Origin of the sequence: Flectobacillus sp. BAB-3569, assembly GCF_002270355.1 — a bacterium.
Lineage (GTDB): Bacteria > Bacteroidota > Bacteroidia > Cytophagales > Spirosomataceae > Flectobacillus > Flectobacillus roseus.
This window is the reverse complement of record NZ_NJFZ01000010.1, coordinates 25,704-49,834: the sequence shown is the minus strand read 5'-3', so window position 1 is coordinate 49,834 and position 24,131 is coordinate 25,704. Positions and strand designations below refer to the sequence as shown.

15 protein-coding genes are annotated in these 24,131 nt (G+C 36.9%); 5 read left to right on the top strand and 10 right to left on the bottom strand.

Annotated features, from left to right (window positions below):
* Position 1 precedes the first annotated feature (1 nt).
* The 8 genes from BWI92_RS11500 to BWI92_RS11470 all read right to left on the bottom strand — a co-directional run bounded on the left by BWI92_RS11500 (position 2) and on the right by BWI92_RS11470 (position 14,568).
* Entirely contained in the window at positions 2-1,648 is a 1,647-nt protein-coding gene (locus BWI92_RS11500; protein WP_095163412.1) for a TldD/PmbA family protein, read from the bottom strand.
* 767 nt (positions 1,649-2,415) lie between these two features.
* Positions 2,416-4,050 carry a RagB/SusD family nutrient uptake outer membrane protein gene (locus tag BWI92_RS11495; RefSeq protein ID WP_095163411.1) on the bottom strand — a complete coding sequence of 545 codons (1,635 nt, stop codon included), beginning with the start codon at positions 4,048-4,050 and terminating at the stop codon, positions 2,416-2,418.
* Between the two features lie 81 nt (positions 4,051-4,131).
* Entirely contained in the window at positions 4,132-6,948 is a 2,817-nt protein-coding gene (locus BWI92_RS11490; RefSeq protein WP_310588900.1) for a TonB-dependent receptor plug domain-containing protein, read from the bottom strand.
* Between the two features lie 3 nt (positions 6,949-6,951).
* Positions 6,952-7,308: a carboxypeptidase-like regulatory domain-containing protein gene (locus BWI92_RS28670; RefSeq protein ID WP_310588898.1), complete on the bottom strand. Its 357-nt coding sequence runs from the start codon at positions 7,306-7,308 to the stop codon at positions 6,952-6,954.
* A gap of 489 nt (positions 7,309-7,797) precedes the next feature.
* Complete coding sequence (locus BWI92_RS11485; protein ID WP_095163410.1) at positions 7,798-8,373, bottom strand: hypothetical protein; 576 nt, start codon at positions 8,371-8,373, stop codon at positions 7,798-7,800.
* Positions 8,374-8,406: 33 nt separating this feature from the next.
* Positions 8,407-10,008: a SusD/RagB family nutrient-binding outer membrane lipoprotein gene (locus BWI92_RS11480; protein WP_229362982.1), complete on the bottom strand. Its 1,602-nt coding sequence runs from the start codon at positions 10,006-10,008 to the stop codon at positions 8,407-8,409.
* Between the two features lie 83 nt (positions 10,009-10,091).
* Positions 10,092-13,283, bottom strand: coding sequence for a SusC/RagA family TonB-linked outer membrane protein (locus tag BWI92_RS11475; protein WP_095163408.1), 3,192 nt, complete (start codon positions 13,281-13,283; stop codon positions 10,092-10,094).
* Between the two features lie 370 nt (positions 13,284-13,653).
* The gene (locus BWI92_RS11470; protein WP_095163407.1) at positions 13,654-14,568 is read right to left on the bottom strand and encodes a patatin-like phospholipase family protein; all 915 of its coding nucleotides are present in this window, start codon (positions 14,566-14,568) and stop codon (positions 13,654-13,656) included.
* A gap of 59 nt (positions 14,569-14,627) precedes the next feature.
* Here BWI92_RS11470 and BWI92_RS11465 point away from each other — a divergent pair, with 59 nt between their 5' ends.
* The 3 genes from BWI92_RS11465 (at position 14,628) to BWI92_RS11450 (ending at position 17,681) form a co-directional block, all read left to right on the top strand.
* On the top strand, positions 14,628-15,470 hold the full coding sequence (locus BWI92_RS11465) for an MBL fold metallo-hydrolase (RefSeq protein ID WP_095163406.1): 843 nt from the start codon (positions 14,628-14,630) through the stop codon (positions 15,468-15,470).
* Positions 15,471-15,853: 383 nt separating this feature from the next.
* On the top strand, positions 15,854-16,294 hold the full coding sequence (locus BWI92_RS11460) for a response regulator (RefSeq protein ID WP_095163405.1): 441 nt from the start codon (positions 15,854-15,856) through the stop codon (positions 16,292-16,294).
* A gap of 373 nt (positions 16,295-16,667) precedes the next feature.
* Positions 16,668-17,681 (top strand): sensor histidine kinase, encoded by a 1,014-nt coding sequence (locus BWI92_RS11450; protein ID WP_095163403.1) that lies wholly within the window; start codon positions 16,668-16,670, stop codon positions 17,679-17,681.
* 248 nt (positions 17,682-17,929) lie between these two features.
* Here BWI92_RS11450 and BWI92_RS11445 read toward each other — a convergent pair whose 3' ends face one another.
* Together BWI92_RS11445 and BWI92_RS11440 are read right to left on the bottom strand one after the other, a co-directional pair.
* A complete protein-coding gene (locus tag BWI92_RS11445; RefSeq protein WP_217903406.1) occupies positions 17,930-18,337 on the bottom strand; it encodes a response regulator in 408 nt (135 codons plus the stop codon).
* A 339-nt stretch (positions 18,338-18,676) separates the two neighbouring features.
* Positions 18,677-21,409, bottom strand: a complete 2,733-nt coding sequence (locus BWI92_RS11440) for a PAS domain S-box protein (RefSeq protein WP_095163401.1) — start codon at positions 21,407-21,409, stop codon at positions 18,677-18,679.
* Between the two features lie 1,214 nt (positions 21,410-22,623).
* On the opposite strand from BWI92_RS11440, the gene BWI92_RS11435 reads away from it, so the two are divergent.
* On the top strand, positions 22,624-23,304 hold the full coding sequence (locus BWI92_RS11435) for a tyrosine-protein phosphatase (RefSeq protein ID WP_141234761.1): 681 nt from the start codon (positions 22,624-22,626) through the stop codon (positions 23,302-23,304).
* A gap of 414 nt (positions 23,305-23,718) precedes the next feature.
* A complete protein-coding gene (locus BWI92_RS11430) occupies positions 23,719-24,129 on the top strand; it encodes a LytTR family DNA-binding domain-containing protein (protein WP_095163399.1) in 411 nt (136 codons plus the stop codon).
* Positions 24,130-24,131: the final 2 nt, after the last annotated feature.

The following is a 24,131-nucleotide window of genomic DNA, read 5'->3' as shown; positions in this document are numbered from 1 at the left end:
TTTAGATTTTTCTTCCTGTATTAATCACATTCACTCCGTTGAAGCGTGTCGTGGCACTACCATGTGACACGGCGCTTACTTGTGAAGGCTGACCTTTTCCATCGAAGAACGAACCGAATGTACGATAATCATCTTTATCACAAATCTGAGCACATGAGTTCCAGAATTCTTGTGTATTTGATTGATACGCTACATCATCGACCATTCCTGTGATTTGACCATTTTTGATTTCGTAGAATAACTGTCCACCAAATTGGAAGTTATAACGCTGTTGGTCAATCGAATAAGAACCACGTCCAATGATATAGATACCTTTTTCAACACCTTTAATCATATCTTGTACGTTCAACTTCTCTTTACCCGGACGCAAAGAAACGTTTGGCATACGCTGGAATTGTACAGAATCCCAGTTGTCGGCATAGCAACAGCCATGGGATTCTTTCTCACCCAAGATATTTACTTGGTCACGAATCGCTTGGTAGTTTACCAAAACGCCGTCTTTAATCAAATCCCATTCTTTACAAGGAACACCCTCGTCGTCGTAGCCAACTGTACCCAAGGTATATGGTTGAGTTTTATCAGCCACGATATTCACTAATTTACTACCATAGTTAAATGATTTAGTTTTCCATTTGTCCAGAGTAGCAAAACTTGTCCCTGCATAGTTAGCTTCATATCCTAACACACGGTCAAGCTCTAATGGGTGACCTACTGATTCGTGGATTGTCAAACCTAGGTGATTTGGGTCAAGCACGAGGTCGTATTTTCCAGCCATTACTGACTTAGCCGTCAATTTTTCTTTCGCTTGTTTAGCAGCAAAAATCGCATCTTCGACCATGTCGTAAGAATTGCGGTATCCTACCAAACCATTTGGACCAGGGATTTTTTCAGAAGCTAAACCATCTAAATACTCATAACCCATCCCCATTGGAGAAGATATCGCATCACGAGTTTTAAACTTACCTGCTTGCTTATCTACCGCAGTTACGGTAAATGTTGGCCAAATACGGTGAATATCTTGGTCGATATAAGAGCCGTCGGTTGAGGCAAAATATTTTTGTTCGTTGATGAAAAACAAGTTAGATGTAACGAAGGCTGCACCATTTTTCATAGCTTCGCCGTTTACATTCATCAACAAATCGATTTTTTCTTGAACAGGAACTTCGAAAGAGTTCTTTTTGAGTGGTGTTTTCCAAGAAACCTCTCCTACCCCTTTTTGTGGCGCAAGAACTACTGGTTCCTTTTGGATTTTTGAGTTTGCTTTTGCAATGGAAACAGCTGTTTCCGCACATTTAGCAATACCTTCAGGCGTAACATCGCTAGTAGCAGAAAAGCCCCAAGTTCCGTTGGCAATTACACGAATACCTACACCATAAGATTCGGCATTGACTACGTTTTGAACTTTGTTTTCACGGGTAAATAAATACTGTTGGAGGTAACGTCCGATACGAACATCGGTGTATGTGGCGCCTTTGGATTTAGCAGCGTTTAGTGCTACGTCTGCTAAACGTTTCTTTGTTGCTACGTCGACACCCGAACCAATTAAATGTTCGGCTGGAACAACATTTCCCAAGACAGGTATAGCTGATGCACCCATAAGCGCACCTAAGCCCATACCAGACAACTGGATAAAATCCCTTCTTCTCATATTGGGGTTTGCTGATTGAAGTTAAATAAATTTTGAAATAAGATAGATTCTGTAAAAGAGGTTATCCGTTTGGATGTACTCCTGAATAAATACTTTTACGTTTTTAAGCCCCAACACAAGCCAACATTAACTTGTATTAATAATTATTGGTATGTGGATTTATTAATGTACAACTTTCAATCTAAAAGAGAGCATTCAGATTGTATTGTTGGAATATTGTGTGGTGCTTAACAATAAAAATACAAAATCTGGACTATTATCCAATACGTTATTCGACAAAATGCGGGCTTTTATCGACATCTGTAAAAGAAAATATTGGTACATAGCACTTTTTGCAGAAGAAAATTGGGAGATTAGGACTTTTTGTAGGAAAGATTGTTTTGAGAATTGGCATTGAGCGTTCGGCTTTAGGCTATCATGTTTTGATTGAATCGTTGGAGATGGTTGTGTTTGAAAATTTTAGATACGTGGTGAAATGTATTTCCTAATTAAACATTTTACCACACACATAAATGACTTTCGAAAGCTAAATAATCTCAATTTGCATGAATACCTATGATTGGAATCCTTGTCCATTATAATGTGGTTGTTTCAGTTTGATTAAGATGACAAAAAGCGAAAATTAACTTAAATTCTAACATGGTAGAATAAACAAAAACGCCCCTCTACCGTGGCAAAGGGGCGTTTGTATGAAAGCAATAAATGATTAAGTTGGTTCGATGAGTCTAAATTTTCAAAACTCAACACTCACAACTCAGCACTCAACTTTATTGCTTAGGGTTTTTGATTGGAGCACTACCAGCAGCAGCAGGGTTGTATGCCAACTCATTATCTGGTACATCCCAATAATCTAAGTATCCGTAAGTAATAGATGCTTTGGTATTGATTGTTTTACCATCTTTAGAAATAACTACCGCATTTTTGCGACCGCTATCCAATACACCCCAACGACGAGCGTCATAGAATGATAAACCACGGAATGCTAAAGCCACACGTCTTTCTTTACGAAGTTCTTCTTTAACTGTAGCTAAGTCTGTTGAAGCAAGAGCAGCCAAACCAGCACCTTGGTAAGTACGTACAGTATTGATGCTAGTAGCAGCGCCAGCGATATCGCCAGTGTATAATTTAGCTTCAGCCTTCATCAATTCGTTTTCTTCGTAGCTACCTAACATATACAATTCGGCCATACCAGCTGTACGGTTTGTATAAACCATTACACCTGCTAAACCATTACCACCATCTTTGATACCCCAACGAGTGTTGAAAGCATTACCACGGTCAGAGTTACCAACCCAAACAGCAAATTGGTTAAAGTTATTAGCCAAACGCTTGTCACCAGTATTGAAATCTTGAATCAAACGTTCAGAAATTTTGTAAGTACCACCTGAAGCATTAGCACCTACACTACGTGCTGCAACTGAGTAATTCAAAGGTGAGAAAATATCACCAGCGGTGTTGGTATTACCAGCAAATACAGGGTCAGATGCACCAACACCCGCGTTTGTCAATGTTAGAATTTGATTCCATTGAGCAGCCGTCATCGAAGCCACAGGCGTATTTACGATAATATTGCGAGCTTTCAAGGTGTTCAAGTTCTTGATAAACTGTGCAGTTGTAGGCACAGCACCTTTTCCTGTTTGGAAATAACTTGGAATCAAAGCACCCATTATGGTAGAATAATCAGCTGTATTAGTGATTGCTCCTGATAAAGCAGCCGCTTTGTCATAGTTAGCGTTAGATTCGTCAATAATTTTTTCCTTCGCTAAATAGTTTCCATTAGTTGAACTTGATGCATTGTTAATCAAACCAGCATAATAGATTGAACCAATACGCGAATATGCGTATCCTTTCCAAAGGTAAGCCCAAGCTTTAATTGTGTTCTTTTTCGTTGCAGCATCACCTGAGAAAGTTGTTTTTTCAACTACCTCCAAAACTGAGTTTGCTGCATTATTCAACCCATACATTAAAGCCCATTCGTGAAAACCTGGGTTACCACCTTGTTGAGCATTTACATTTACGTTACGTAGCAAAGTAATTTGCTGACTTGGAGAGTTCGGGTTTGGTACTACAGTTCCGTCATCAAGAGTAACTGAGTTAGGAGCTGACAGGTTGTTCATATACGTGTTAGCAGCCTCAGCAGCTACAACATCACCCATCATTTCATGAAAACCAATTACTCCGTTGTAGAATGCCCCTACAACACCATCATAGTATTTGTCACCAGATGAAGTAAAACCATTAATATAAATGGCACCTTGAGCCAAGCCCACAACCCCAGACTCTGTTGCAGCACTGGCAGGTGTTGGTTGGTTAGGGTTTTGAATATCGAGTTGGTCTTTGCACGACATCATCATGCTACCCATGAGTAGCACTGAGAGTGCAGTAATTTTTATCTTTTTCATTCCTTGTGTCGTTTAAACTGATACTTATTTCTGAAAATGAAGACTGACAATAAAGTCTTCTATTGGAGAAAATTTGGCTGACTAGAAACCGATATTCAAACCTACTTGGTAAGAACGAAGGTTTGGCATAGTGTTGTGGTCTGTACCTCTATCCCAAGCAGAAGCATTTGCACCAGAAGAAATCTCTGGATCCATACCTGTGTATTTAGTGATAGTAGTCAAGTTACGACCAGTCATTACCAATTGTAGTTTTCTGAAACCTTTGATACCGAAAGCTTTTACTAAGTCTACAGCAACAGAAAGGTTACGCAAACGAGCAAATGAAGCATCTTCGTAGAAATAGTTTTTCGTACCGTTACGAGAAACTTCAGCATAAACACCACGATAGAATGCAGACCATGCACCAGTTTGTCCATTAATTGTAATTGGTACTTGATAATCAGAGTGAATACCATCACGATACATCCATTCTTTCGTTTGGTTGTACAAGTGTGAACCATATACCCAGTCAACTTGGAAGTTGAAATTAACGATACCTTTCCAGCTAAAGTCATTGATGAATGACATGTTGAATTTAGGGTTAGGGTCGCCAAATGCAAATTGTTTTGTAGAGAAATAAGGAGCTTTTGTGGTTTTGTTTACAACCCAACCATTACTTGCCACTTCATAATTACCACGGTTTGCTTCAGCAATGGCGAAAGTTCCATCTGGTAATTTTTCGTCTAGGCTATGAATCGCATAGAATCCATACAACTGACCGATTTTTTCACCAGCTCTCAATACATAACCAGTAGACCCTGCAGCCGAAGTAATAACCACCTCAGCTCCACCACGTACAGCTGTAATTTCAGAAGTTTGCTTACCGAAGTTAGTAGTAAAGTTCCAAGAGAAATCGCTGTTTTTGAATATTGAAGCGTTCAATGAGAATTGAAAACCTCTTGAAGCCAATGAGAATGCGTTATCTTTCAAAGTACCAACCCCTGTTGATGGAGCAGCATCAATGTTATAAATCGCATTGTCTGTACTTCTTTTCCAGTAACTAGCGTTGATAGACAGGTCATTGAACCAAGGAGTACCTTTAGCTAATGATAAGCCAATATCTGTACCAATTTCAAGTTCTTTTGAAACCTCTACGTTCAAACCTGGGTTCGACTGTGACAATGGGAAGTAGAATGAGTTACTTGTACCAATGGTTTTAGTATTCAATGTTACATAACGGTCAAATTGATTTGGTTGGATACCCGCCTCACCATAAGCTGCACGAAGTTTGAATTCTTCAACAGTACTCGCAATTTTTGAATCTTTCCAGAAATCAAATGCTGAAAGACGAACATAACCATCACCACGTGGGAAAGTAAATGGCGTCGAAGCAGCACCAAACGCAGAAGAGTAGTCAGTACGGAAACCACCAGAGATACCTGCTACCTCACCGTAATCAACACGTTGGTTTACTAAATAACCATACGTAACAAATGGGATTTTGTAATCACTAGCAATACGGTTTGTAGGCGTCTGAGAGGCGTTGAATGGCGTATAAGTTGGCAAACCTAAACCGTAAGTAATGTATTCTTTGTAATAACGATCTCTCCAGTCGAATGATACTTGCGTTGAAGTACGGATTGGTAAACTCAAACCGAAATCTTTTTGGAAATCAGTTTTGAAATAAGCTGATGCCAAGAAGTTTTGGAAAGTGGTATTGTAAGTATAGTTATCTAACTCACCTGAGCCATCTGTACCATAGTTGCTGTAGAAGTACTGTTGATCTACAGCATTTTTGTTACCAGTTTGGTTCAAGTAAGTATAAATATTTTCTTGATGTTGGTAGTTGATACCATATTTAGCATCCAATTCTACAAATTTTGGAAACTGATAATTCAAAGACAAGTTTTGAACTACATCAACCTTATTAATCAAAGAAGAAGTATACTGGTTTACAAAGTTAGGGTTTGCACCGTTTACCCCTACTGCATCACCAAAGTACACAGGATAGTTCCCATCTGTATCTTTGAAATCGTAGTTAGCAAAAGGACGAGAGTTGAATACTGAGTAAATGATACTTCTACCAGTTGCATCATTGATGGTATTTTTAGTGTAAATCAACTGAGTGATTGAACGCAATTTCAAGCCTTTAGCCAATTCTGCACCAATATTTGAGGTAAAGTTTGTTCTTCCTATACCGCCCAAGTTTTTGAAGTTAGTTTCTTGTTGAGCGTGCGACAATGACATACTGAAATCACTTTTTGCTGTACCACCTGCGATTGCCACCGAATGTTGGTGGTTAGTAGAAGGCTGGAAGAACATCGAGAAGTGATCGTAATACTGCAAGTTTTTGTCGTAAGGCTTATTGATTTGAACGGTTGGGTCAGTCGAGTTCCAAATTACGTTTTCAGAATAAGAACCATACGTAGGATCTAAAGTTAAAGGCTTACCTGAGCCACCAACTACCTCATTATTAGCGTTGGTTACAAAACCGTGCATGTTTGCTTTTTTCAAACCGCCAATGTTCAAATATTCAGAACGAATTACGCTAGAAGAAACATCAATAGTCAATTGACCATTTTTACCCTTTTTCGTAAACAATTGAATAACACCATTAGCACCTTGTGCACCATAGATGGTAGCAGCAGCAGCACCTTGAACCACCTCAACGCGATCTATAGTATTCAAGTCGATTGAGTTTAAATCAGTAGTTCCCAACTGAATACCATCCAACAAAATCATTGGAGAAGTACCACGGTTGATTGTGTTGATACCACGCAACAAAATGTTTACTGGCTGACCAGGCATACCATTACCAGAAGTAATTTGCGCACCAGCAATTTTACCAACCAAAGCTTGGTCAATAGAAGCTGATGGGACTGATGGTAAATTTTTTGCACTTACAGATTGTACATCAATAGCCTATTTTCTTTTGTCTACAGCAGCACCAGTACCTGTAACAACAACCTCAGAAAGTTGTTTTGCGTTAACTGTCAATTTCACATCAATAATCGAACGATTACTAATCGCTACATCTTGACTTGACATACCCACAAAAGAGAACGAAAGTGTGCCATTGGCAGGAGCTAGAATTGAATAAACTCCGTTAGCGTCAGTTTGAGTACCTTTAGCTGTTCCTTTGAGTTGAACAGTTACTCCAGGAAGACTAGATCCGTCTTCAGCAGATGTCACCTTTCCTGTGACTTTGCGGTCCTGTGCCAAAATAAATACACAAGAAAGCATAGTCAACAAGAAAGTCATTAATAGACTTTTTCTCATGAACTAATTTAGTTAAGGTTGATATTATTTGTTAAGGTTATTTGTGCCAAATTATAAAATTATCAAGAAACTCACAATAGGATTTCAAAATGACATTTTGCATTTTCTCAAAATCACCTTCATTTTTCCCTTAAAATCTACTAATTAGCCAATTTTATTTCTGTGTATTTTAATGCGTTACTACCTATTTTTTTCCATAAAACATTTAAAATTAAGCTATTTTATGAGTATAAACTACTATAAAACATACCATTTAAGTAGTCTAATAACCGTTTAAAAAAAATTCTAATCAAATCTTAATTTTTTTCTAATGTGTAGACCTGTATAGTAATTTTTTGTATCTATATCGTGCTCAATTAAATATACATTTCCAAAAATTGAACATTTCTAATGTAGAAATATTCATTTCAAACGCTCGTTTCGATAGTCTTTAAAACAAAAAACCGAGCTCAAATAGAGCTCGGTTTTAGGAAACCATTCAATTGTCAGTTATTGAATTACGTTTACTTTGTAGAAAAATGGAGAGCTATAAAAAGCCCCACCTGTAATATTTGGTCCGGTATTGGTATTGGTAAAGGTTTTACCGTTGGTTAGCTTCATAGTTCCCGTAATTTCAAAGCTATCTCCGACAGAAATATCACTAGCAGTCAGTTTTGTGGCAGTTAAAGCCTCCGAAGCTGAAACTGAGATAGTTGCACGAGGGTATCCAGAAGTCGGGTCTTTTGTAAAACTAGAAGCTGGAATACTCTTCAAAGCAACCTGAGAGGTTGTTTTGGTACCATTGGCAGGAGTGGCATCTACAAACTTAATTACCAAATCGTAAGATGAAAAAAGAGCGCCAAAGTTGGGTGTAATCGCCTCTGCCAAAAACTCCATTTTACTGGTTGAGAGCGCAGAAGTCTTGAATGTAAAAGAACTTGCGCTAACAGGATAGGGAGATACCGTTCTGATATAACCACCCGTTTCTAAGGCATTCAAATCGATAGGCTCAACCATTTCGGTTTTACAAGCTCCTACCAAGAGCCCCCAAACCAGCATTATTGAATATATCTTAAGATGTTTCATTGTATCAATTGTTTAACTTTGAAAAGAAGCCGCCTATTTGAATAAACTTGCAGGATTGTTATCCCAGAATACAGGCGTTGTCATATTGGCTTTCTGTTTCGCATTTACGTTTCTACTTACAAAAGCTGTTGGATAGTAGAACGAACGAATAAATGAACCAGGGTTTGGATCCAATGCAGGCTGCAAATTAAGCGGCATACCTGTACGACGATAGAGATTGTAGGCCTCTATACCGTTTCCATACAATGCAAACCAATATTCAGTTGCAATCACATTGAGTTTAGCCGAAGTTGAAGCGGCTGCGTCGTAGGCAGTTAAAACTGCTTGCACATAGCTATTCACCTGATCAGCCCAAACAATATTATTGCTAGTTTCGAAAGCAGTAATTTTACTTGATTCGGCTGAAGCCAACATAAATGCGCGTACATCTGCCATTGATTTACGAATAGCCGATTCTAACAAAGTTCTTGGTTCGCCATTCGTACCCAAGGTCAAGGCAGCTTCTGCTAACATAAAATCTGTAAAAGAAGACATTAACATAGGCTGAATTCCTGCACCAGCCGCTCCTGCTACCAAGGCTACTGGTCTACCAGCATCATTGTCATACAACCCACCCGCAGGATATAATCCCCAAGCTGTTCTTTTCAAACCATCTGGTGGAATACCTTCGTTGCTCAAATGGTCGCGTCCCCAATAACCTACGTTTGTTGGCAAACAGTAATAATCCGTTGCTGCATAATGATTAGGTTTTTGGTTGGTAATACAACGTATTTCGTTTACATCCTTCGAGTTTACAGTTACCTGACGGTAGAAATAAGCTCTGATACGAGGGTCTTTTTTATCATACATCAAACCCATATAAGCATTTGACTGATAGTCACCACCACCTGTAGGAGAATATTGTCCTGCATATCTTGGATGGCGGTTATCAGGGTTTACTTGGTTGCTTCCGTACTTAAAGGTAAAGTTTTGAGTCGTAGTAGAAATCAATTTATTCCCAGCAATCAGGGTATTAATTCCCGTTCTTGAACCTGCGGCATCAATCAACTTTCTGTTTAAGTAGATTTTCAACTTCAAAGTATTTGCTGCACGAATCCAGTTGTCGATGGTTCCACCATAATACAAATCAACAGTAAGACCTGATTTTGATTTGGCGTTGAAATTTTCGATAGCTTTATCTAAATCCGCCAATGCAACTGTATAAATAGTAGCACCACCATCAACTTTTGGGTTAAAATTGGATGGATCCAAGGCTTCTGTATAAGGTACGTCGCCAAAAATATCCACAAAGTTCATCAACACCGAGGCACGTACTACACGAGCAACGCCAGCATGAATGAAAAACTCTCCTTGTTCTGCTAAAGGAATCAAGGTTTTTACATCATTCAAAATACCTGCGTAAGCGGTAGTCCAAGTACCATCTAATCCACCTGGCGTAACGGCATTATCATAAATTGCAGCACCAGCATTAAGCATACGAGTCAATCGCATACCTGGGTCACCCACTTGGTTGAAATGTGTGGCATAACTCACTTGAATTTGACTAGCCAAATAGTTAATATCGGTATTATTGGTAGTCACGGCGTTAGGGTTGTCCAATAAGTCTAGCTTACACGAGCTTATGACTATCGACATCAACGCGAGCCATAAAAAATGTATTTTCTTTATCATCATCTCATCAGATTTAAAGTAAATTCTACACGTTTTGTGTAAGAATATTAGAACGATAGTTTGAGAGTTCCACCAATTCTACGAGCACTCGGTCCTGTCAAGAAATCAAAACCAAGACCATTACCAACTCCTAGACCTAGGTTATCTGTATCAAGATTCAGTCCTTTTGGAATATTCAAAGCTTTATACCAGAGGTTGTTTCCAGATAATGATAGACTTGCTCCTTTGATACCAAAACGTTTCAAGAAAGTTTTTGGTAAACTATAAGAAACAGATACTTCTTGTAAACGAACCGTAGAACCATCGTACATACGGCCTTCGTCGCCGAAGAAGAATACGTTGTTGAAGTAAACGTCTGAGGCAGTAATTTGGGTGGTATTTGGAGAACCATCAGCTTTTACCCCAGGGAAAATAAATGTTTGAGCACGGTCATATCCTGTTTCCGGACCTGATTCAATCGTCAAACCTCTACCCAACAAAGCTCCAGCTGTAGAAGAATAAATTGCACCACCATGACGATAAGACACCATTACATTCAAAGAAAACTTCTTGTAATTGAATGTATTGATTAAACTTGTGACAAACGCAGGGTTAGGATCGCCCAAGATTACAGGAGATGTAGTGGCCTGAAGGTTACCAGAGGCATCAATCAACAAACGACCTTGGTCATCTCTACGGAAACCAGTACCCTTGATAATGTTGAAAGGTTTTCCTACGATGGCATAGTTACCTAATGCCGAACCAAAACCCGAAATCTGTACTTCTTGGATAGTTCCACCTAAATCCAACACTTCTGGCGTATTTCTTGAGAAGTTGAAAGTAGTCTCCCAGCCAAAATCTCCTCTAGTGTATGGCGTACCTGATAGACTTAATTCGATACCTTGGTTACGAATTTTACCTACGTTGATAGTCGTACTTGTATAACCTGTTGCAGCATCCAAAGGTGCTGAAGTAATCAAGTTACGAGTATCACGACGGTAAAGTGTTAGGTCAAAACTTAATTTGTTGTTGAATAATTTCCCTTCCAAACCAAATTCTGTTTCAGTGTGAAGCTCTGGTTTTAGGTTAGGATTACCCAAAGTATTGTCTACAGAGTGTGTCTGAATTGGCCCTGTTGTAAACCATCCTCTTGCATTCTGATTCAAGATATTACGTGTCTGATAAGGATTCGGGAAACCCGCGGAAGTACCAATACCAGCACGAACTTTCAAGAAATTGATAGTATTGTTTGCCAAACCTTCAAAAGCGGTTGTTGGAACAAAAGACAAACTAGCTGATGGATAGAAAATCTGTCTATTTTCTTTTTCTACAGTAGATGTCCAATCGTTACGACCCGCCAAGTTCAAGAACAAATAGTTGTTATAATCTGCTGTAATTTCACCAAATACCCCCAAACGAGTTTGTTCGCTAGTAAAGTTGCTTGCTACGTTATCAATAAAGTTTGAGTGACGGAATAAATTACGTGCTAACTGATTTTGACTGGTAATGTTGTATGACGAAAATCTATCGTTACGCATATTACCTCCTATTTTACCAGACATAGTCAGTTTGTCTGACAAAGTTTTGTTATATGACAAAATCAATGAGTTATCCCAGATAGTATTTTTAAAATTAAGTGTATTGTACAAGCCGTTTACCAAGGCTACCCCGCCTTTATTCAACATATATTCTTGTTGTTCGTCGTAAGTATCCAAACCAATTTTGTACAATAACATCAAATCTTTTCCTAAATCATAGTTGAATGTAGTGGCTGCGAAAAAGCGATTTACAACACCTGTGGTTTTATAATTCGCCAAAATCCAACGTGGGTTCGGAATGTCATTGCCACTTCTAAAATATACTGAACTACCATCCACTGGACTTTCATAAGGCCAGCCCATCAAATCCACCTGACGCGGCGTAAATAATACGTTTGCCAACACAGAAGGGAAATCATTGGCATTGTTACCCTGACCAGCACTCAATGGTGGTGCATACTGGTCGGTATTAGCAAAATTAAATGAGGTAGTCGCTGATAACTTTTTGGTCAACTGAGCATTCAAACCCAAACCGATATTCAATCTTTTCAGACCGTTTTCTGGAATAAATCCTTGTTCAGCATTGTAACCCGCAGAAACGTTGTAGCTTACCTTTTCACCACCACCCGAAATGTTCAATGAGGTGTTGGAAATAAGACCAGTTCTGAAAAAGTCTTTTACGTTATTCGGATAAATCTCCATTTTATAAGGACTCACCGAGGCTACATAATCAGCCATAGCCGCACGCGTGGTAGCATTCGTTAAGAAGGCATAAGGGTGGGTTGTCAAAGCTGCATTGGTATTTTGAGAAGGATACAAGTTAGCCTCCGCCAAAGATGGTCCCCAGTTACTAAAGAAATAACCTAAGTTTTGTTGAAAACCACCCACATAAGTATTCTGATAACGAGGCAAATGTGCCGTGTTTGTAAATACTGACTGGGTTACTGAAAATTCAGTTTGACGCGGTTTTTTGGTACCGTTTTTGGTAGTAATTAAGATTACCCCGTTACGTCCTTGGTCACCATAAGTAACCGTTGCCGCCAAACCCTTCAAAACCGTTACATTTTCAACATTGTTAGGATCTATATCCAAAAAACGACTTGAAGATGATTGTCCACCACCTGTAAATCCTCCACGAGAGTTAGTATTGGAGTTAAACGGAACCCCATCCACCACAAATAAAGGTTGTACAGAACCTGTAATAGAAGAATACCCTCGAATAGTGATGTTGGTACCAGTACCTGATACCCCTGAAGTAGAAGTAATATTCACACCAGGAATTTTGCCTTGTAATACCCTACCAACATCCGCTTGAGGACGGTCTTCCATCACTTTCTTATCCAATGTTGTAATCGAATAACCCAAAGCTCGCTTTTCACGAACAATACCTTGCGCTGTAACTACAACCTCTGATAGCTGTTTAGTATCACTACTAAGCTGTACATTTATGGTAGTTTGAGCACCAACAGGAACATCTTTGGATTCAAAACCAACGAAAGAAAATCTTAGAACGGCATTTGTACCATTGACTGGGAGAGAAAAATTACCCGAAGCATCGGTTTGGGTACCTTTGGTAGTACCTAGGAGTGTAATAGATACACCTGGCAAGGTAGCTCCATCTTCGGAAGACGTCACTTTCCCCACCACCTTACGTTCTTGTGCTTGTAAAAATGCACAGGACAATAAGGTAGCGAGAAAAGTCAAAAGGAGACTTTTCTTCATAAATTGTAGTATTTAGTAAAGGTTAAAAATTTGTATTGCGGTCTCAAATTAGTAATTTTTCTATAACACCCCAACTTATCTAACAAAATTTTTTATTAATTATTAATGAAAAAAAAGTCATTTTTATTGAAAATATAACATTTCACAGTATTTTATTAGGTATAAACAAGGATACTCATAATTTGTAATTATCAAAATCGGCAATATATTATCTACAAATTAGGTATTTTTATCTACACAAACCTTTATTTTATCGCATTACAAATGAGAAGAAAGCGTCATTTTTCATAAATACGAAAAAAGGTCCTCTCCACAAATCTTACGGCATACCAATTCTATTAAAGAATTGAACTTTTCCAAGAAGCTACAATTATTGAATCAGAGAATTAAAATCTATATTTTTGGAAAAATCATAACCTACTTTAAAAATATCCTTTGCTTTTCTCACATCTTGTGGTTCAAAATTTACCAAAGCTGGCGGCTCTATCAATAAATTGCACTGTGCGAGGCGAGGCTTAGAGTTATTATTAATAGCCAGATAAAGACTCTTTTGTAATACACTCGGTATTGATTTGAGATTAGGGTTCTTACCAAAAGGATTACAGTGACTTCCAATAATAAAATCGCAAAGCGGCTGAAGCGGCTCAATTGGCATATTATTCAATACCCCCCCATCCACAAGAACACGTCCCTCAAAAGATACAGGCTCAAATAAACCAGGAATACTGCAAGATGCCAAAACAGGCTTGATGAGTTCACCTGAAGAATAAAAGACACTTTCGCCTTGCGTAATATCGGTGGCGTTTACAAACAAAGGAAGTTTGAGATTTTCGAAGGAATTATGTGGCAAGTATTTTAAATAAATTTCCTCCGCTTTTTGCATACGTAATAGACCCAAACGACTAAATGCTGGTCGAAAGGCTTTGAGGGTATTAGTAGAAACCACTATTTCAAATATATGATCAGGTGAATACCCTGCAGCAAACATGACTCCAGCAATAGAGCCTGCACTACACCCAGAAACATAATCAATAGATACTTTTTGCTCAACCAGCGCTTTGAGTACACCCAAATGTGCAACTCCCCTAGCTCCTCCTCCTGATAATACTAATCCAATTTTTTTCATATAGACGTTATCTGTATCTCCGTTAGTTGTGTATTTGTTATCTGTTATTTGTGTATTTGTAAATTTCATTTCCACGTCCCCCTTCTTCCCTATACCTATCTCCTTTTTCACTATCCCCTCACCCCTATACCCTGTTCCCTTTTTCCCAATCACATACATAATTTACTCAACTTCCCTTATCTTGCAAATGTTTAACAAGACAAAACACAAGAACAACTATGAATCTTTATAGCATTGATGCTGGCAACTTCAAATTAGATGGAGGAGCGATGTTTGGAGTAGTTCCAAAAACTTTCTGGAATAAATGGTCTCCTGCCGACGAAAACAATCTTTGCACATGGAAAATGCGCTGCCTGCTAATCGAACAAGGCAATCAACTTATCTTGGTGGACACAGGCATGGGCGACAAACAAGATGCCAAGTGGCAATCGTATTATTATAGACATGGTGATGCTGACTTAATCAGTTCAATTCGTAAGGCTGGTTTTTCGGAAAATGACATAACAGATGTAATACTCAGTCATTTACATTTTGACCACTGTGGTGGCGCAGTCCAATGGAATAATAGTCGCACTCATTTCGAAAGTACATTTTCAAATGCTAAATATTGGACACATTCTAAGCACTTAGACTGGGCATTGAATCCCAATATGCGTGAAAAGGCAACATTTTTTAAAGAAAACATTTTACCGCTACACGAGGCAGGGCAACTATATTGCATTGATAAAGACCAAGCCTCCTTTGAGAATATTGAGTTTTTATTGGCAGATGGTCATACAGAGAAAATGATAATGCCCAAAATACAATATCAAGGAAAAACATTATTATTTGTAGCAGATACTATTCCTTCGGCAGGGCATATTCCTGTGCCTTATGTGATGGGTTACGATGTACGACCACTTCAAACGATGGAAGAAAAAGCTAATATTCTTTCTAAGGCCGTTGAAGAAAACTGGGTACTCTTTTTTGACCATGATCCCAATCATGACTGCGCAACGGTAATTTCGACCGAAAAAGGATTTAAAATTGAACAGACATTTCCGTTGACTGAACTTAAATAAAAATTGGGACAAATGGCTGATAAGGGTTTACAAAAATCTCAACCGCAATTTTGGGCATGAAATTGAGTATTTCTTGTCAGCCAACCCTCATTATTGCCCAATTCACGAAAAATTATATTGCATTAACACTTTGGCAAGGTTTTAGTATTACCATTTACTCAGTTAGCAAAACAATCTAAATATAACCACTAAAATTTTTCTGGTTTATTGTAAATAATTAATATCTTTATGTGGTTTTAAACCATACCCATAAAATCATTGATATTAAGTTTCTTACGAAAATCCGCCCAACAAAAATCTTCGTATATTAGGCACAATGTGATTGCTAACACCTTTTAATTTTGTTACAAGAGCGCTTCTGCCTCATATACCACTGTCAAATTATGATTACCAACATGTTGAAGAAAGTTTTACTTGTAGACGATGACTCTGTCACTTTATCACTTTGTGATATGGTCATAAAACGCTTTACCTTTGCCGAAGAGGTAGATAAAGCACAAAATGGGCAGGAGGCAATTGATTATTTCAACGATATTGTAGACGACTCTAACAATTCGAACACAGATGTACCTGCAGTCATTTTCTTAGATTTGAATATGCCAGTTATGAACGGTTGGGATTTTCTTGATGAGTTTATCCGTAAAGGATTCAATAAACTTTTTCCAGATACTCGCATCATCGTTCTATCATCGAGTATCGACCCTAGAGATATTCAGAGAGCGAGTAATTACGACATCATTATCGAGTTTATCAGCAAGCCTCTTACCTTGAAGGTAATTAAGGAGATCAAACAACACTCAGCATTAGTACCTCACTTTTCTTAAATGTTACAAAACAAAACCCTTAAATTGTGACAATACTTCACTAGAAAACAGATTGTTAACTAGCTCAAGGTATTGAAATTCTTATAATCAGAATTATTTTAAAGGTTTTTTTTGATTTTATTTCCTTCCTGAAGAATTCGGATATTTCAATAGTTATTCTATTTTTGTAACCGAGTGCAATGTAATTCAAACATTTCACTCGTTTTTTTTTATCTCTAATCAACAAAATCAACTTTTTTTTACAGATATAGAGTTGATTTATACCATTTATTATAGGTTGTAGAAACAATTCTACAGACCAGTTTCTGGTGAACTGATACCGCATTTTATCAAACCCATTAAGAAACGCTCTTAGTTACAACTCATTGATTCGATGAAAATGAACCGCCTTTACTGGTCCGCTCAAATTTTTGGGTGGCTAGGTTTTAGTATATGTATGCTCTTGGCTATCCTCCAATCGTCACCATCGGTTTGGGAATGGATAGTGCTACTCATACCTTTTAATATCATTGGCCATGCTATTGGCTATGCCTTACATGGTATTCTTGCCAAATTTCAATTTAGCTTGCACCTACTCAATCGCAACATCAAATACGGCTTTGGCTTTCTGATTGTCTCTTCGTTACTGTTTTCCCTTGCCTATAAAGAGTGTTTAGCTCTCGTTGCACCAACTTTCAATAGCATCACCTGGACTCAATCCTCTGTGATAGGTCTATTGGGTACTGGAATATGGCTCTCTTTATACTTTTCAATTCGCACAGTCAAACAATTTTATGTTGACCTACGTACTGAAGCAACAGTTCAAAATTTGATTCGTAGCACAGAGCTTGATAGTTTGAAAAGCCAACTAAATCCTCATTTTTTATTCAATTCGCTAAATTCTATCAAAGCTTTAGTAAGAATTGATCCTCCTTTAGCTCAGAAATCCATCATTCAATTATCGGATATTCTACGAAAATCCTTGACTATTAGCGAAACGCCAATGATTCAACTCATGGATGAGCTATTGATGATGCAACAATATCTTGATTTAGAAAAAATTAGATTTGATAAAAGACTTACCTATCATTTCAAGCTTGAAAATCAATCCTTAAATTTTCGTATTCCTTCCATGTCGTTATACTTACTAGTGGAGAATGCCATTAAGCATGGCGTAAGTAAGTTGAGAAAGGGTGGTGAGCTTTTTATTCACACTCGTAGCGAAGAAACCCACTTGTATATTATAGTCAGAAATACAGGAGTTCTAGAAAAGAAGGATAATTTTTATGGAACAAGCCTTAAAAACCTCGAAAGAAGACTCAATCACATGTATCAGGGAAAAGCTCAATTGCTTTTCAGCGAACAAGAAGGTATGGTAATAGCGACTTTGTGTATTCCTATTGAGTAAAATACTTCAGAAGGCGAATTTATGATTCAAGATTTCCAAGAAAAAGAAAATTTCAAGTCATAAATCTAACATCTGATGTAGTACTCCATTAAAGACAATGTAAAATAAAATTGTATTAGTACGCTTTTGATAAAAGCCATAGGCACTAGGCATAAATGCATTAATAATTTCGCAAGAAACTTTGATTCTTTTTGAGTATAGCATAAAGCCCAATGCCTATTGCGGGCAAACTTAATTAAAGTATTTCTTCAATTGGCTGCTTTTTTGAGTTCATTCAAAATCTCCATAGTAAGAGGCTTGCTTATAAACTCAAGTACAATCTTATATTTCCCAGCCTTTACAAAGTCTTCTGGGTCGATAGTCGAAGAAAGAATACACACTTTTGTTTCTGGATACTGAGCAGCAAATTTCTGAAGGTATGCTTTCAAAAAGTCCCATCCGTCCATTACTGGCATATTCAAATCCAAAAAAATCAGTGTAGGAACGATTCCATCTGGAGATGTACCATCTTCTAGGGCAAAAAATATGTCTAGGGCTTCTCTACCATTCTTTACCGTCTGAACCTTCTTCGAAAAGCCACTATTCTTGATGGCAAACTCACAAAGTGAGAGTGCTATCAAATCGTCATCTACAACGAGTACACTTTCAATCATCATTTTAAATTATAAATTTACGAACCTCAAATACTCAAATTAGGATAAAAAGAAAGGTTTCACAGCAATAGTCAGCACCAACAATAAGGTATTTTATTCATACTTTCCTATTTTAAAAGCGGCTGTTTCATCTACATCCATAATGCCTAACTCATATTCTGAATTACTAATTAACTAATACTATTTTAGACTTTCACACAAAATCGTACGAGCGAAGGATTTTAGTGTATAAACCAGATTTTTATTTATCTCAAAATCGCCTCTATAACACAGCGATTTCCATTACTTTATTAAATCAATCTATTATCAGGATGAGATTGATTTGAATAATCTCAATATCAATTAATTTTTCTTGAATGAAACAATAAACGTAGTTCCAACTCCCTCTTCGCTTTGTACGTCTATCATACCACCCAGTGCTCTTACTTGTGAGTTAATGATATAAAGACCTAAGCCTTTACTATCAGGATGATGATGAAAGCGTTGATACAAACCAAATATTTTGTCCCCGTGGCGCTGCAAATTGATACCTAATCCATTGTCAGAAAAATAGAGTTGTAAAAAACCTTTGGTTTCTTTTGTAAAGATTTTCAGCTCAAGATTACGTTCAGGCGACTGGTATTTGAACGCGTTGGTAATCAAATTTTGATAAATGGATTCGAGATAGGTGGTATTAAAATTGATTTCCTTTCCCCCCGAAAAATCCATCGAGATAGTCACTTCCTTGTCTTGACGTAAATAAGCCAATCTTTCAAAAGATTTATGTAGCTCATTTTCTAAGTCTAGCAATTCTTGCTCAATATTAACATTATTTTTGATAACTAATATGTCCAGTAAATCATTTACCGTATGATTTAAGGCATGAGTAGACTCTTTAAATTTTTCTAATAAAAACAAAGTCATTTCATCCTTTATATTATTAGGATTTATTAAATCTAAAATCGCCAAAAGGTTGGACAACGGTGCCCGTAAGTTGTGCGATGTAATATAGGAAAACTGTTTTAAGTCCTTGTTACTTTCCCTCAACTCTTTAATCAGCATTTCACGTTCATCCTCGCTTTTTTTCCTACGTGTGATGTCTCTACCTGAAATAAAAACTAAATCTTCAGTCGGAATCTGAGTTACAGTACAATTAATCCACTTAATACTATTATCTGCGGCCAAACAGCGTAACTCAAATGGCGCACTAACACTGCCATTACGTAACTCCTCTAAAGCAGTATGTAAAATCGGCCAATCCTCTTGATAAATAAAACGCTGAATAGGCTTGGTTGTCAGGGTATGCTCATCATAACCTAATACCTTTTTAAAACCATTGTTGACCTGCGTCATAAACCCACGCTTGTTGGCCATTCCCATCAAATCTCTACTAAACTTGAAGATATATTGAAGTTGCTCTTCCGAGTTGCGTCTTCGGATTTCATAACCCAACTGACGGCATATACTTTCGACTAAATTTATTAAGGCAGCATCTTTACGACTAAATTTATCAGTAAAGAAAACCACCCATGCCACATAATTATCTTTATAACTAATAGGCACCGAAAATGCTGAACGTAATCCAAGTTCCTGAGCTAATTGCCTACGCATGAAAAGCTCCTCTGTAGCCAAGTCTTCAATCCAATACGTTTTTTGATGTTTAGATTTTCGTCTAAACACCGTTTGTTCGATAGGAATAGAAGTAAATGAAACAGGAGTAGCAAAAGCCTGAAAATCAACAGGGGAATTGGTATCAAAATCGTGAGTTATCATTTTGATATTATCACACGAAGAATCAGTGAGCCAAATTTCACCATATTGCCACTGAATATACTCTCTGACGTATTTGAGAATGGCATTGAGCCCATCTAACAAATGAGCTTCTTGACGAAGTTTTTCTACTACTTCTAACACAAAAGTGCGTTCATTGCGAGCTCTTAATTGCTCTGTAATATCAATGACCATCACTTTGGTTGCCATCACATTATCCAATTGAATATCCGTTGCAGTAACTTCAACATCTATAATTTCGCCATTCTTTTTTTGATGTCTCACCTGCCAGTGTCTAACAGGATTTGATGACACAATATCTTTGGGAAGATTTCTGAGTTGCACCAAATCTTGTGCTGGTCGAATATCCCTGAGGGTCATTTGGAGAAACTCATCACGCGTATAGCCATACTTCTGTATAGCGGCAGTATTCACCTCCAAAAATGCATAACTATCATTGTCATAAATCCACATAGGATAGGGATTATGGAAAAAATACGCACCTAGTTGATGATCAAGGAATTGGATTTGCCCCTCCTTTTCCTTCCTGTCATTTATATCAATAATCGCACCAATGATGCGTAAAGGCCTTCCTAAGGCATCATTTAATATATATCCACGCTCATTTACCCATATAAATGAGCCATCGGCTTTTTGAAATCGATATTCAACCTCCCAATAACGTTTGGTATTATCGGCCAGAGATTTTTGAATCGTATTTATAACTCTTTGATAGTCATCTGGATATAATCTTGCTTCCCAAAAATCAAACTCCTGATTATATTCATCGTCCCTGTACCCTAGCGATTCATAAAACTGTTTACCAGAGCGCTTCACTTGATGTTGAATCAAATCAATATCCCAAACTGCACCAAGTGCAATACCATCGCCTAAAAACTCTCGATTCTCAAAATATCCCCCTGAAGAGTCTACGATTGAAAAACAGTCTTTTATTACCTTCTCAACCGCCAGTTCATCATAATCCCCTTTAATAAGATAGTGTTTGGCGCCATTGATGAGCGCCAACAGAGTAGTTTCAGGAGACGCCACCTCACAAAGTGCTACAATAGGCAATTTATGATCTGCCCAGTCCATTATTTGAAACAAAAAATCTGCTTGTTGATGATTTTGTATGTTTAAATCCATAAAAACTAGATCAAACCTAATTTCGCCAAGCAAATATTCCTTTGTTTGGGCGATATTTTTAGCATGTAGAATATGCTCGGTAAGGATACAAGCATTTTGAATACAATCCAGCAAAAGGTTGTATTCTTCATCATCATCCTCAACTATCAATATATTTAATTTTTTAGCAAATAAATCCATGGGAATCAGTGGTTATCTCACATCGTTTCAACGAGTGTTAAAGATACACATCTGAGAAAAGAATTATAAGAATATTCGTCGATTAGTCAATAATGAGACATTACTCGACGATTTTGCAAGAAGTTAGAAATTTCAGACCCTACGGTTATGATACTTGAATATTGAGCTTTTACAAAAGAAAAACGAGCTATTAAACATGAAGAATGACTTGATGTTTATTAGCTCGTTTGCGTGCTACATGAAATACTGACGAAGGCGGCGTTTTATTATTACTTTTAGCTAATTTTACGAAAACTAAATGAGTAATTAATGACAACCTTTAGGCATTTCGTAATAATTGTTTTACGTCAAAATCTCATCTCATAACTCACCATCACTCCCGATTGGCTTTCTGATTTCTTTTTTATCTAGAACGACGGCTTGAAAAGAAGTCGCTAGTCTCAATGATTGCTTCGATGCACGAAGAAGCAATTACGGCTGAAAGTACAACAATTACGGTAGTCATTATTATTTAGTGATTATTTAGTATGTAAATTACAATGGTATAACGAATCTTATGAAATAATAGTACTGGATACTTTGTCTTTTTATTTCATACAATATTACAAAAGTTTAATTAAATAATCTTATTCTAGTAACATACTTTTATGTACTTATTTGATAGTTGCAATATTTTGTATGTCACCGAAGAATATAATTTATTATTCGGTAGACAGTAGTGATAAATGAGCAATAAATCTATTAATCGTAGAATTTTAATATTAAAGTTAGAAGTTCTCAACTAGCCATTTGAAGCCATAAATGAAGAGTAATTAATAAAAGAAAACTTATTCTTTATTTATTACAATAAACAAAATGATTTATTCCACTAATAGGTAAAATTCCTCTTTTATGACAAATATCGAACATTTACATAAATCCATATTTAGAGTTTTTTCGTATTTTAGTGGAGGAATTCTCCATATACCCATAAAATAACTTTGTTTAGTTCGATTCTAATAGCAAAAAGATAGAGATTTTCCAAAAACAATCACATTCATAACAAACTCTGTGAGAGTTATTTTAAATTTGTACTTTTTATAAGTTACTTTCTCCATCTTAAGTTTCATATACTTAAACTTTTGCTGTTTTATCGACTAATAATTATGTTTTCATTCTTCAAACGAAATAAAACTGATAAACTAAGAATTTTTGATTTTTTCAATCAAACGATTGTGACCGATATTCACTCACACCTTTTACCAGGCATTGATGATGGTTCTCCTGATATGGAAACAAGCCTTATGCTAATAGGAGAATTTCAGGAGCTAGGTTTTCAGAAGCTAATAACCACACCCCATATTCGAATGGAGGTGTATCCAAACACACCGAGTATCATTAGAGGCAAATTGAGCGAAGTTCAATCTCAGATAAACGGCATTCAAATAGATGCCTCGGCAGAGTATTACATAGATGACAATTACACCCAGTTACTGGAAGAAGACCATCTGATTTCCTTGGCTGGCAGCAAATATCTTCTTGCGGAATATCCCATGATTGCTCCTCTACTTAACTATGAAGAGCGTATTTTTGAAATGACCAAAAGAGGTTATACACCTGTAATTGCACACCCAGAGAGATATCGCTACTGGCATCAAAATCCTGAAATTTTTGAGCGACTCAAAAACCTAGGTTGTCTTTTACAATTAAATATATTAGCTGTTGAAGGCTATTACGGAGCAGATATCAAAAAGATTGCTTTGCATTTATTAAAAAACAATCTCTATGACTTAATTGGTACTGATGTGCACCATGATAGGCATATACAAAGAATCAAAAAGCTATCGGGAATGAGCAAAGAAATGAATTTATTAGAAAATTATTCTTTTCAAAATAAGGCCTTATTTGGAATTTAAGGTAAAAGTTGATTATTAAGTATTATAGAGTAGGTACAAGAACTTTACGATGGCTTCTAATCTAGTACAAATTTTGGAATTGAGATAGAAGCCTTTTTTACTCGATATAAATTAAATATTCGAACTAGATGATTTTTACACTTTAATGTACACGCTGTAGGCAAAATATTTGAATTTGATTCTATTGCTCACAGCGGACAGTTGGAAGCTCAAGAATTTGATTTTACACGATTACTGAGTACGCTCATACCTTTTTTTATTTATCCGTTATACTCTTTTTAACCTTTTGGGTTTTACAACCATTTTAGCTAAAACAATCTCTTTGAACACCTTAAAGTGCTATTATTTAACACCATAGTTTTACTTAAAAATAACACTTCCGTATCTTAAGAGAATTTTAAAAGCTTTAAAATTATGAGAACACATACAAACCAGATGCCTAATGCATCAAAAATTGCTTACCCCTACCTTTTTGAAAAGTGTCCACCTGAGTTAGCTGACAAACCTAAATACAATGTTACAATTCCTACAGGTGATATTCTCTTTATTGAGGCACAGGTAAACTATTCAGTTATTTATCAACATCATAAACCCGCAAAAGTATTTTCAATTACCATCAAAAACCTTCTTCCTAGGTTGGAAGCCAAAGCCAATCATTTTATTAGAGTTCACAAGGCGTACATCATAAACATTCATTATGTAGCAGAATATACTAACAAGTTTATTATACTCAAATCAGGCAAATCGATTCCTATTTCTAAACGTAGATGGAAAGAAGTGAATAATGCCTTGTCAACCTTTGGCTTTTATGTCAAGGCAGCTTAAAA